Source organism: Nocardia sp. NPDC059240 (assembly GCF_042753865.1).
Lineage (GTDB): Bacteria > Actinomycetota > Actinomycetes > Mycobacteriales > Mycobacteriaceae > Nocardia.
The window spans coordinates 650,248-661,856 of sequence record NZ_JBHZAC010000003.1 but is presented as its reverse complement, the minus strand read 5'-3'; the positions used below and the strand labels follow the sequence as shown (position 1 = coordinate 661,856).

11 protein-coding genes and 1 tRNA gene are annotated in these 11,609 nt (G+C 67.4%); 10 read left to right on the top strand and 2 right to left on the bottom strand.

Annotation, left to right across the window (positions count from 1 at the left end; genetic code table 11):
• Positions 1-13 precede the first annotated feature (13 nt).
• From ACFXHA_RS13345 to ACFXHA_RS13330, 4 genes are all read left to right on the top strand, one after another.
• On the top strand, positions 14-409 hold the full coding sequence (locus ACFXHA_RS13345; protein ID WP_379356186.1) for an ester cyclase: 396 nt from the start codon (positions 14-16) through the stop codon (positions 407-409).
• 46 nt (positions 410-455) lie between these two features.
• Positions 456-529, top strand: a tRNA-Met gene (locus tag ACFXHA_RS13340).
• Between the two features lie 73 nt (positions 530-602).
• On the top strand, positions 603-1,496 hold the full coding sequence (locus tag ACFXHA_RS13335; RefSeq protein WP_379356184.1) for a LysR substrate-binding domain-containing protein: 894 nt from the start codon (positions 603-605) through the stop codon (positions 1,494-1,496).
• 77 nt (positions 1,497-1,573) lie between these two features.
• Entirely contained in the window at positions 1,574-2,335 is a 762-nt protein-coding gene (locus ACFXHA_RS13330; RefSeq protein ID WP_379356182.1) for a maleylpyruvate isomerase family mycothiol-dependent enzyme, read from the top strand.
• 3 nt (positions 2,336-2,338) lie between these two features.
• Here the strand turns inward: ACFXHA_RS13330 and ACFXHA_RS13325 are convergent, their stop codons facing one another.
• A complete protein-coding gene (locus ACFXHA_RS13325; protein WP_379356180.1) occupies positions 2,339-3,745 on the bottom strand; it encodes a glycoside hydrolase family 1 protein in 1,407 nt (468 codons plus the stop codon).
• A 134-nt stretch (positions 3,746-3,879) separates the two neighbouring features.
• On the opposite strand from ACFXHA_RS13325, the gene ACFXHA_RS13320 reads away from it, so the two are divergent.
• Together ACFXHA_RS13320 and ACFXHA_RS13315 are read left to right on the top strand one after the other, a co-directional pair.
• Positions 3,880-4,614 carry an SDR family oxidoreductase gene (locus ACFXHA_RS13320; RefSeq protein WP_379356178.1) on the top strand — a complete coding sequence of 245 codons (735 nt, stop codon included), beginning with the start codon at positions 3,880-3,882 and terminating at the stop codon, positions 4,612-4,614.
• A gap of 123 nt (positions 4,615-4,737) precedes the next feature.
• Positions 4,738-5,001: a hypothetical protein gene (locus ACFXHA_RS13315; protein ID WP_379356176.1), complete on the top strand. Its 264-nt coding sequence runs from the start codon at positions 4,738-4,740 to the stop codon at positions 4,999-5,001.
• A 23-nt stretch (positions 5,002-5,024) separates the two neighbouring features.
• On the opposite strand, the gene ACFXHA_RS13310 is transcribed toward ACFXHA_RS13315, so the two are convergent.
• Positions 5,025-5,789 (bottom strand): metal-dependent transcriptional regulator, encoded by a 765-nt coding sequence (locus ACFXHA_RS13310; protein ID WP_379356174.1) that lies wholly within the window; start codon positions 5,787-5,789, stop codon positions 5,025-5,027.
• 197 nt (positions 5,790-5,986) lie between these two features.
• On the opposite strand from ACFXHA_RS13310, the gene ACFXHA_RS13305 reads away from it, so the two are divergent.
• From ACFXHA_RS13305 to ACFXHA_RS13290, 4 genes are all read left to right on the top strand, one after another.
• Entirely contained in the window at positions 5,987-6,946 is a 960-nt protein-coding gene (locus tag ACFXHA_RS13305; RefSeq protein ID WP_379356172.1) for a bifunctional riboflavin kinase/FAD synthetase, read from the top strand.
• 152 nt (positions 6,947-7,098) lie between these two features.
• Positions 7,099-7,368, top strand: a complete 270-nt coding sequence (rpsO, locus tag ACFXHA_RS13300; RefSeq protein WP_379356170.1) for a 30S ribosomal protein S15 — start codon at positions 7,099-7,101, stop codon at positions 7,366-7,368.
• Positions 7,369-7,790: 422 nt separating this feature from the next.
• Positions 7,791-10,052, top strand: coding sequence for a polyribonucleotide nucleotidyltransferase (locus ACFXHA_RS13295; RefSeq protein WP_379356168.1), 2,262 nt, complete (start codon positions 7,791-7,793; stop codon positions 10,050-10,052).
• Positions 10,053-10,137: 85 nt separating this feature from the next.
• Positions 10,138-11,478, top strand: coding sequence for a M16 family metallopeptidase (locus tag ACFXHA_RS13290; RefSeq protein WP_379356673.1), 1,341 nt, complete (start codon positions 10,138-10,140; stop codon positions 11,476-11,478).
• The last annotated feature ends 131 nt before the right edge of the window (positions 11,479-11,609 follow it).

Here is an 11,609-nt window from a genome sequence, read left to right as displayed (position 1 = left end):
AGAGGAGGCGATCATGGCCACCGACCTGTCGCAGGAATCCATGAAACAGTTTGTCGCCGACCACTTCGAGGAGTTCGTCAACCGGCGCAATGCGGCGGTCATCCACCGCAATATGACGCCGGACTTCCTCGACCACGACGGCCCCGGCGGCAAGCCCACCGACCTCACCGGCGACGAGAAAATGATGCTCGGCATGTACGAGGCCATGCCCGACCTCCACGTCACCGTCGTCGAAATGCTCGCCGAGGGCGACAAGGTGATGTGCCGCAACATCTGGCAATGGACCGACCGCACCACCGGCCAGCCCCTCACCTTCCAAGGCTTCGTCCTCTGGCGCTTCCAGGGCCGCCGCATCGCCGAACGCTGGGCCACCGTCTCCCAGCCCTCACCCCACCCCGGCTGGGCGTAAACCATTGGCTGCCTGCCGACCTCGGGCGTAGCGTGAGATTCCTTGACGCGGGGTGGAGCAGATGGTCAGCTCGCCGGTCTCATATGCCGGAGATCGCAGGTTCGAATCCTGCCCTCGCGACTCGTGACGCCGCCACCTCGGTGGGGGTTGTCGGGGTTGTCTTTTGGGGGGCGGGGCCGCGTACGGTTCTAGGGTGGAATTGCGGCAGTTGCGGTACTTCGTGGCGGTGGCGGAGGAGCTGCATTTTCGGCGGGCGGCGGAGCGGTTGTTCATCTCGACTCCGACGTTGAGCCAGCAGATTCGCGCGATCGAGCGGGAAGTTGGGGGGCCGTTGTTGATTCGCGGCAATCACGGGGTGGAGTTGACCGCGGCCGGCGAGGTGCTGTTGAAGACTGCCCGAAATGTGCTGGAGGCGGCGGAGATCGCGCTGCGGGAGACGCGCGCGGTGGCGCAGCCCGGCAATGCGGTGTTCCGGCTCGGCATCGTGAACGGTGCGCCGAAATGGCTGCCCGGCCGAATGGAGGCCCTGCTCAAGGCCCGGCAGCCGGGCGTGCGGGTGGCGTTGACCACCGGCACGAGCGGTGATCAAGCCAAACTGCTCGATCGCGACGAAGTCGATCTGGCGGTCTTGCGGTTGCCGGTGCGACTGGCCGAACACCTGACCTACACGCCGATCGCCGACGAGGAGCTCGGGATCGTCATGTCCCGGGAGAATCCGCTGGCCGCAACGGGTTCGGTGGAACCGGCGCACATCGGCGGCCACGAGCTCATCATGTTCGCCCGCGACGCCGCACCGGAGGTCCACGACTCGGTGCTCGAACAGTTGCGGGAGCGCGGCGCCTCGGTGGTGCTCAGCGACAGCGCCATGAGCCACGCCCAGATGCTGCAACTGCTACCGCTGCGTCCCGAAGCCATCGGCGTCGGCTCCGCCCGCACCGCCGCCGTCCCGGGCCTGGTATGGCGTCCACTGCAACCCCGCCCGCTGGTCATCACCTACGCCGCCGCCTGGCGCGCAGCCACCCGCAACCCCCTCCTGCACACCATGGCCGACGCCCTGGCCGGCGGATTGCGGCTGTCCTCGGACTGATCGGCGATGCCGCACGGCTATAGAATTCGGTAGTGGTGTGAGTCATACCCGACCGGGCTCCGAACAAGGACACAGCCATGCGCAGCACCGATTCCGACCTCCGGCAGCCGAAGATCGAGCGTCCGGAGGCCCTGCGGCTCGGCGCGGATGAATACCTCCGCGTCGTCGACCTCCTCAACCGATTCGGTCCCGAGGACTGGGACAAGCCCACCGACTGCACGGAGTGGTCGGTGCATCAACTGGTCGCCCACGTGGTCGGCGCGGCCGCCATGGCGGCCTCGATGCGCGAGAGCCTGCGCCAGAACCGCATCGCGAGCAAGCGGCCCGGCGGCGAGGCCACCACGGTGGATGCCCTCGGCGCCCTGCAGGTCCGCGAATTCGGCAGGCGCACACCGGAAGAACTGGTCGCCATGCTCGCCGAGCTGGGCCCGCGCGTCGCCCGTGGCCGCCGCCGTGCCCCCGGCCTGCTCCGGCGTCGATCCATGCCGGAAACCGAGGTGATCAACGGGATTCCCGAACGGTGGAGCTTCGGCTACCTACTCGACATCATCCTCACCCGCGACCCGTGGATGCACCGCATCGACCTGTGCCGCGCCACCGGCCACCCACTCCGCCTGACAGCCGTCCACGACGGCCGCATCGTCGAAGACGTGGTGCGGGAATGGGCGCAGCGGCACGGTAAGCCCTACCGCCTCACCCTCACCGGTCCGGCCGGCGGCACCTGGACGTCGCCGGACGGCGACGGCGAACCGTTCGAACTCGACGCCATCGAGTTCTGCCGTGCCCTCTCCGGACGCGGCCCCGCCGGCCCACCACTCGGAACCGAGGTCCCGTTCTGACCGTCAGGGGACCGAGACCGGACGCAGGCAGCTCTCCAGCGGGGTGACGATCGAGCAGAGGGTGGGTTTGCGGGTGGGGCGGTAGTCGGAGGGGACGCCCTGGGCGGCGGTGATGGTTTTGAAGGCGGGGACCGCGTCGGTGGGGCGGCGGGTCAGGGTCGGGTCGTTGCGGACGTCGACGGTGTAGAGGCCGAATCGCGGTGAGTAGCTGCCCCATTCGTAGTTGTCGGTGAGGCTCCAGTAGTTGTAGCCGATCACGTCGATGCCGTCGGCCTTGGCGCGTTGCAGCCAGTAGACGGTGTCGCGCAGGTGGTCGGCGCGGTCGTAGCCGTCGGCGCGCGGGGCGGCGTCGTCGGTGGGGAGGCCGTTCTCGACCACGTAGAGCGGCAGGCCGGGGAACTTCTCGGCGTAGGTGCGCAGGTCGTAGTAGATGCCCTCGGGTTCGATGGCGTTGTTCCACAGATCGCTGCCGACCAGTGACGCGCTGGGCAGATGCTGCAGGGACACACCGTAATAGAAGTCGAGGCCGACGAAATCGAGCTTGCCCTTGACCCGGTCGGCGAACAAGATGTCGGTCAGGTTCTGGATCATCGGGTACTGCGCGATATTGCTGGTCACTCGTGCGCCGGGCTGGCGCTGATGGATGTAGTCGTAGATCGCGCTGTGCGCGGCGACCAGCCGATCGAACATGGCCGGCGCGTCGAGCAATCCGATGTCGCCGATCTGAATCGATTGCGCGACATAGCCCATCGGCTCGTTGATGGTCACCCACATCGGGTCGTCGCCCGCGTACCGGTCCACGACGCGGCGCATATTGGTCAGCCAATCGGCCACCATGCCCTGGTTCTTCCAGCCGCCGCGATCGGCCTCCCAGCCGGGGATCACCCAGTGATCCAGCGTCAGCATCGGGCGCATCCCGGCGGCCTTGATCTTCGCGATGACCCGGTCGTAGAACTGGAAGCCGTTCTCGTCCCAGGTGTTCGGCTGCGGCTGCACCCGCGCCCATTCGATGGACAGGCGGTACACCTTCAACCCCATGCCCGCCGCCAGATCGATGTCCTCGGCATACCGGTCGTAGAAATCGACCGAATTCCGGTACGTGTCATGCGCTTTCCCGGAATTGGCATACCGCAGCCAATTGCTGTCGGGCGCATGCCCTTCGGACTGGAAGCCCGCCATGGCCACGCCCCACAGGAAGTCCGGCCCCAGCGCGGGCACGCTGGTCGGCGCCCCCGAGCTCCCGGTCCCGGACCCACTCGCGCTGCCGGAGGCCGAACCGGTGCCGCTGCCCGATCCGCTGGAGCTGCCGGATCCGGCGATGTCGGTCGGGTCCGCGGCAGCCACGGTGGCACTACCGGCGATGACGGCGAGCGCGGTCAACATCGAGCACATGACTCGTGAACGTTTCACACCCAGGCACCATACTGGTCACTCGTCCAATATGGCAGTGATTCGGCACTATTCCTGCGGTGTTAGCCCCGGCCTCACATGGCTTCGATCGCGCGTCGTGGACCGCCGCGCACGCCACGGGTTGGCTGAAAGGCATGACAGACAAGGGATTTACGGGACAGGCCGAGCGTGCGCTGGTTGTGGGTGGCGGCTCGGGAATGGGACAGGCGATTGCCGACGCACTGCTCGGCGAGGGCTACGAGGTGATCATCGTCGGGCGCAATGAGCAGCGGCTCGCCGACGCCGTGCGCGAACTCGGCGATGGGAAGCTCACCGCCATCGCCGCGGACATCACCGATGAGCAGGAGGTGGCGCGGCTGTTCGACACCGTCGGCACCGTCGACCACGTCATCACCACCGCGGCGGATCTGGACGGCTCCTACGGCCCGATGGCCACCTTCGATTTCGAACACGGCAGCGGCTTCCTCGAGTCCAAGCTGCTCGGCGCGATGCTGCTCGCCAAGCACGCACGCCTGACCGAAAACGGCTCGCTGACGGTCATTTCCGGTATCGCCGCCTACCGCCCGGCGGTCGGCGGCGCCATGGTCGCCGCGATCAACGCCGCCCTCGAGGGCCTGGTCCGCGCCCTGGCCGTCGAACTCGCCCCGATCCGCGTGAACGCGGTCTCACCCGGCTGGGTGATGACCGGAATCTGGGACCACATGCCCTGGGAGGACAAGGACGAGCGCCTGCGCGCGATGGCCGAGAAGCTCCCCGCCCGCCGCCTGGGCCGCCCGGAAGACATCGCGGTAGTGGTCGCTTCGCTACTGCGCAGCCACTTCGTCACCGGCACCGTGCTGCACGTCGACGGCGGCCACCGGCTGGTCTGAATCCCTCTCATAGCAAACGGATTTCGAATAGCAACCCCCCGCTTTCCCTGGGCACGGTGAGTGGGGGCATGCCGGACCGTCACTGATCTGGCGCAATGTTCTGGTCTCGAGATGGAGGAAGACATGAGTAAGACATTGCGCCTGACCCTGGTCGCCGGTGTAGTGCTGTCCGGCGTCGCGGCGGGGATGGTCACCGCCTCGGCGGACCCGGTCGCGCCGGTCGCGGATACCGGTTCGGGTACCGGCTCGGACAACTACACGCCGGGCCTGCCGCTGTGGAGCGGCTCGGGGGCCCGGATCGCGGTGCCCTTCCCCTTCGTTCTCGTGTGCATGCTGCCCACCGTCGGTTCGAGCTCGTGTGTCTACCCGAAGGGTGGCGACCTCTGAACCGGGCCCGATAGCCCGACGCGCTAGTGCGCTTCGCTCAACCAGATGGCCTCGGCGGCAATGCTGCCGAGGTCGATGGTGCGTTCCTCGACGCGCACGGCGATGGTGCCCGCAAAATCACGGCGCTCGACCACGGCGATCGGGGTGTCCAGGGCGATGCCGAGGGAATCGAAGTAGCGCAGCATGGCCGGGTCGGAGTCGGAGATGCGGGCCACGCGGCCGGATTCACCGGCGTCGAAATCGCTGAGCTGCCGGGCCGGGGGAGTGGGGACCGCGCCGTCCACCGAGGGGATGGGGTCGCCGTGCGGATCCCGGTCCGGGTGGCCGAGTTTGGCGTCGATGCGCTCCATCAGCGTTTCGGAGACGGCGTGCTCGAGCACCTCGGCCTCGTCGTGCACCTCGTCCCAGCCGTAGCCGAGCTCGTTGACCAGGAAGGTTTCGATGAGGCGATGCCGGCGCACCATGGCGATGGCGGCGCGGCGGCCGTCCTCGGTGAGGGTGATGGACCCGTAGCGCGCATGCTCGACCAGTCCTTGGTCGGCCAGCTTGCGCACCGCCTCCGACACCGTCGACGCGGACACCCCGATCTTCTCGGCGAGCAGCTTGGTCGTCACCTTTTCCTGCGACCACTCCCGGGCCGTCCAGATCACTTTCAGGTAGTCCTGCGCGACCGAGGACAGCTCCGGCGCGATGCTGGTGGCATGGGTCGTGGTGGTCCCGTGAGATTCGGAAGATGCGGACGTATCGGCCAACTCGCGGCGGGTGGCGATGTCTCGTTTTCCGGGCACGTACCCGAGCTTAGGCACACCTGGCGCGGTTTCCCACATCGGCTCGCACGCTGGTAGGGACGATGCCGCGCCGAGCGTAGCGAGCATGTTGTGCCGAGCGCCCGCCCCGGTGAACGCACGGTGACGGGCATGCTTCGACCCGTGAAGATCGGCACGGCCGAATATTGTCTGTGACGCGCTTTGCGTAGGCTTCCGGTGTGCAGAGATGGCGAAGCCTCGACGAGATGCCCGCGGACTGGGGCCGGTGTGTCCTCACCATCGGGGTATTCGACGGCGTGCACCGCGGGCACGCCCAGCTCATCAGCCGCGCGGTGAAATCCGCTGCGGTGCGCGGTGTTCCATCGGTGCTGATGACCTTCGACCCGCACCCCCTCGATGTGGTGCGGCCCGGCTCGCATCCGGCGCAGCTCTCGACGCTGAACCGGCGCGCGGAACTGGTCGAGGAACTCGGCATCGACGTGTTCGTGGTGATGCCGTTCACCCGCGACTTCATGAAGCTCACGCCCCAGGAATACGTCGAGGAGCTGCTCGTCGACCGGCTGCACGTCTCCGAGGTGGTGGTGGGTGACAACTTCACCTTCGGCAAGCAGGCCGCGGGCACCCTGGACACCATGCGCGAGCTCGGCCGCGAGCACGGCTTCGACGTCGACGGCGTGCAATTGCTCGGCGAGCACGCGGTCACCTTCTCCTCCACCTACATTCGCGGCTGCCTCGGCGACGGCAATGTGGGCGCGGCCGCCGAGGCGCTGGGCCGCCCGCACCGCGTCGAGGGTGTGGTCGTGCACGGCGACGGCCGCGGCAAGGGCCTGGGTTTCCCGACCGCGAACGTGGCCCCGACCATGCACGCCGCGATTCCGGCCGACGGCGTGTACGCAGGCTGGTTCACCGTGCTCGAACCGGGCGACCCGCTCGCGGGGCAGCGGCTCATGGCCGCCATCTCGGTCGGCACCAATCCGACCTTCGACGGCCGCAATCGCACGGTCGAGCCGCACATCCTGGATTTCGACGCCGACCTCTACGGCAAGCACGTCGGCGTGGATTTCGTCGAACAGCTGCGCGGCATGCGGAAATTCGACTCCATCGAGGATCTGGTCGAGGCCATCGGCAAGGACGTCGATCAGGCCCGCAAGGTGCTCGACGACGAAACCGAGGAATAGCGTCACCCCTTCGGACGGGTTGGCGGGGCCGATTTCCGCTGGAACGGGACGTTCCGGTAGGGTGGCCCGTTGGGTTTGCTGCGGTCCGCGGTTGCTGCCCAGCCGGGTTTTCCCGGACTTTTCCTGAGCGCGGACTGAAACAAGGAGATTCAGTGGCTCTCACCACCGAGCAGAAGAAGACGATCCTCGCCGAGTACGGCCTGCACCCGACTGACACCGGTTCCCCGGAGGCTCAGATCGCGCTGCTGTCGAAGCGGATCGCCGACCTCACCGAGCACCTCAAGGTGCACAAGCACGACCACCACACCCGCCACGGTCTGCTCGCGCTGATCGGTCGCCGTCGTCGCCTGTCGAAGTACCTGCAGGCCAACGACATCAACCGCTACCGTTCGCTGATCGAGCGTCTGGGCCTGCGTCGCTGATTTCAGTGACGTCTTCCTCCCAGCAGGGGCGACATGCCCCTGCCGCCGGAGGTAGTTGACGAACCGGCCGACGAGGAGGCATAGAATCTCCTCGTTGGCCTTTCGTATATGTGTCCGATTTCCCCACGAGGGGGAGGTCGAGACGGGTATACGCCAACAGAAGCCGTATGCACCCGCCGCGTGGCGTCGGTCTTCGGTAGTGGCTTTTCGGGGCGCGGATTGAGATGAACCATGCGCGCCCGGAGGGCTTCGATCGATGATCGCCTCCGCGTCGCCCTTCTGGTTCAGAGGGGATAAAGGCCGGGTGTGCGTACGCCGACCACGAGGGTTGGCGCGCGCCCATGTCGGGTACGGCCGACGAGCCGGATCGCACGAGACGAATGTGCGAACCCCGGCGAAGACGAGAGGTTGAGAGAAAACACATGTCTGACACACAGACCAGTTCCGCCGCCGAGGTCGAGCCCGGCGTTTTCGAGTCCGTCGCCCTGATCGACAACGGCAGCTACGGAACTCGCACCATCCGTTTCGAGACCGGCCGCCTGGCCAAGCAGGCCGCGGGTTCCGTGGTCGCCTACCTCGACGACGAGACCATGCTGCTGTCGGCGACCACCGCCTCCAAGCAGCCCAAGGATCAGTTCGACTTCTTCCCCCTGACGGTGGACGTCGAGGAGCGCATGTACGCCGCGGGCCGCATCCCCGGCTCGTTCTTCCGTCGTGAGGGCCGCCCCTCCACCGACGCCATCCTGACCTGCCGCCTGATCGACCGGCCGCTGCGTCCGTCCTTCGTCGACGGCCTGCGCAACGAGATCCAGGTCGTCGTGACCGTCATGTCGCTGGATCCCAAGGATCTGTACGACGTGGTCGCGATCAACGCCGCTTCGGCGTCCACCCAGATCGCGGGCCTGCCGTTCTCCGGTCCGGTCGGCGGCGTGCGCGTCGCGCTGATCGAGGGCCAGTGGGTCGCGTTCCCGACCGTGGAGCAGCTGGAAGGCGCCGTGTTCGACATGGTCGTCGCCGGCCGCGTGGTCGAGGGTGACGTCGCCATCATGATGGTCGAGGCCGAGGCCCCGAGTCACGTGCTGAGCCTGATCGCCGACGGTGCCATCGCGCCGACGGAAACCGTTGTGGCCGAGGGCCTCGAGGCCGCCAAGCCGTTCATCGCCCGCCTGTGCAAGGCGCAGTCGGACCTGGCCGCGCTGGCCGCCAAGCCGACCGGCGAGTTCCCGGTCTTCCTGCCCTACCAGCAGGACGTCTACACCGCCGTCGAGGGCACCGCGAAGGTTCCGCTGAACAACGCGCTGTCCATTGCGGGCAAGCACGAGCGGGAAGAGAAGATCGACGAGATCAAGCTCGACGTGCTCTCCGCGCTGGCCGAGGACTTCGTCGGCCGCGAGAAGGAGATCGGCGCGGCGTTCCGCTCGGTCACCAAGAAGCTGGTCCGCCAGCGCATCCTGACCGACAGCTTCCGCATCGACGGCCGTGGTCTGGCCGACATCCGCGCGCTGTCCGCCGAGGTCGCGGTCGTCCCGCGCGCCCACGGTTCGGCGCTGTTCGAGCGTGGCGAGACCCAGATCCTGGGTGTCACCACCCTGGACATGGTGAAGATGGCGCAGCAGGTCGACTCGCTCGGCCCGGAGACCTCCAAGCGCTACATGCACCACTACAACTTCCCGCCGTACTCCACCGGTGAGACCGGCCGCGTGGGCTCGCCCAAGCGCCGCGAGATCGGCCACGGCGCCCTCGCCGAGCGCGCCCTGATGCCGGTGCTGCCGTCGCAGGAGGAGTTCCCCTACGCCATCCGTCAGGTCTCGGAGGCGTTGAGCTCCAACGGTTCCACCTCGATGGGTTCCGTGTGCGCCTCGACCCTGTCGCTGCTGAACGCCGGTGTGCCGCTGAAGGCCCCCGTCGCCGGTATCGCCATGGGCCTGGTGTCGGACACCGTGAAGAACGACAAGGGTGAGGACGAGGTCCGCTACGTGGCCCTCACCGACATCCTGGGCGCCGAGGATGCCTTCGGCGACATGGACTTCAAGGTCGCCGGTACCCGCGAGTTCGTGACCGCCCTGCAGCTGGATACCAAGCTCGACGGCATCCCGTCGCAGGTGCTGGCCGGTGCGCTGAACCAGGCCAAGGACGCTCGCTACACGATCCTGGACGTGATGGCCGAGGCCATCAACACCCCGGACGAGATGAGCCCCTACGCTCCGCGCGTCACCGCCATCAAGATCCCGGTCGACAAGATCGGCGAGGTGATCGGACCCAAGGGCAAGGTGATCAACCAGATCACCGAGGACACCGGCGCCAACATCTCCATCGAGGATGACGGCACCGTGTTCGTCGGTGCGACCGACGGCCCGTCGGCGCAGGCCGCGATCGACGCGATCAACGCGATCGCGAACCCGCAGCTGCCGAAGGTCGGCGAGCGCTTCCTGGGCACGGTCGTCAAGACCACCGCCTTCGGTGCGTTTGTGTCGCTGCTCCCGGGCCGCGACGGTCTGGTCCACATCTCGAAGCTGGGCAACGGCAAGCGCGTCGCCAAGGTCGAGGACGTGGTCAACGTGGGTGACAAGATCCGCGTCGAGATCGCCGATATCGACAACCGCGGCAAGATCTCGCTGGTGCCGGTCGACGAGGATTCGGACAACTCCGAAGCCTCTGCTGCGGTCGACGCGATCGCAGAGTAATTATTTCTCTGTGACGAAGAAGCAGTCGGCGGTGGGCGCGGGTTCCGCGCGCGCCGCGACAGACACGGCCCCCTTGCTCCGGAATCTGGAGCAGGGGGGTTCTGCGCTGGCCATTGTCCAGAACCAAGCGCCCGCAACCGATATCGGTGTGCGGCGCACCGTGCTGCCCGGCGGGCTACGGGTGGTGACCGAGCATGTACCCAGCGTGCGCTCGGCCTCCATCGGCGTATGGGTCGGCGTCGGCTCGCGCGACGAAGGCCCGACGGTCGCCGGTGCCGCGCATTTCCTCGAACACCTACTCTTCAAAGCCACGCCGACCCGTTCGGCGCTGGAGATCGCGCAGGCCATGGACGCGGTCGGCGGTGAGCTCAATGCCTTCACCGCCAAGGAACAGACCTGCTATTACGCGCACGTCATCGACGAGGATCTGCCGATGGCGGTGGACCTGGTCGCCGACGTGGTGCTCAACGGCCTGTGCCGCGCCGAGGATGTGGCGGTGGAACGGCAGGTGGTGCTGGAGGAGATCTCCATGCGCGACGACGATCCCGAGGACATGGTCGGCGACGCCTTCCTGACCGCGCTGTTCGGTGATCATCCGATCGGCCGGCCGGTGATCGGCAGCGTCGAGACCATCGAGGATATGCAGGCCCATCAGCTGCGCTCGTTCCATCTGCGCCGCTACCGGCCCGACCGGATGGTGGTCGCGGTCGCGGGCAATATCGAGCACGAGCACGTGGTCGAGCTGGTGTACCGCGCGTTCGCGCATCGGCTCGAACCGGGCCTGGAACCCGCGCCGCGGCGCGAGGGCAAGTTCCGCCCGCGCGGCAATCCGGAGCTGCTGCGCATCCAGCGCGACAGCGAGCAGGCGCACCTGGTGTTCGGTACCCGCGCCTTCGGGCGGCACGAGGGTGAGAAGCGCTGGCCGCTGTCGGTGCTCAACACCGTGCTCGGCGGTGGCCTGAGTTCGCGGCTGTTCCAGCGCATTCGGGAGGAGCGCGGCCTGGCGTACTCGGTGTACTCCAGCGTCGACACCTTCGCCGACACCGGCGCGTTCTCGGTGTACATCGGCTGCCAGCCCGAAAACCTCGGCCACGTCGCGACTTTGGCGCGCGGGGTGCTCGAGGAGGTCGCGGCCGACGGCATCACCGACGCCGAATGCGCCCGCGCCAAGGGTTCGCTGCGCGGTGGGCTGGTGCTCGGGCTCGAGGATTCCGGTTCCCGGATGAACCGCATCGGTCGTTCGGAACTCAGCTACGGCAATCACCGCAGTGTCTCCGAAACCCTCGCGCGCATAGACGAAGTCACCACCGAGGAGGTCTCCCGCATCGCGGCGAACCTGCTCGCCCGGCCGTTCGGCGTGGCGGTGGCGGGTCCGTACCGCCGCACCCGCGACCTTCCGGCCGCGGTGCGCCGACTGGTTCCCTGAGGGTTATCGCTGGTGCCCTGAAGGTACTGTCTCGTTCCCTGAGAGTAGCCGTCTCGCCGACTGAGACGGCTACTCGACAGTAGGCCCGTACACCCTGCTAGGTGTGCCGGTTTGTGGCTATGATCTCCTCG

What these genes read in the sequence shown, in the direction of transcription:
- ACFXHA_RS13345 (WP_379356186.1), top strand. Translation starts at nt 14, where the DNA reads ATGGCCACCGACCTGTCGCAGGAATCCATGAAACAGTTTGTCGCCGAC.
- ACFXHA_RS13330 (WP_379356182.1), top strand. Translation starts at nt 1,574, where the DNA reads ATGCGCAGCACCGATTCCGACCTCCGGCAGCCGAAGATCGAGCGTCCG.
- ACFXHA_RS13320 (WP_379356178.1), top strand. Translation starts at nt 3,880, where the DNA reads ATGACAGACAAGGGATTTACGGGACAGGCCGAGCGTGCGCTGGTTGTG.
- ACFXHA_RS13315 (WP_379356176.1), top strand. Translation starts at nt 4,738, where the DNA reads ATGAGTAAGACATTGCGCCTGACCCTGGTCGCCGGTGTAGTGCTGTCC.
- ACFXHA_RS13295 (WP_379356168.1), top strand. Translation starts at nt 7,791, where the DNA reads ATGTCTGACACACAGACCAGTTCCGCCGCCGAGGTCGAGCCCGGCGTT.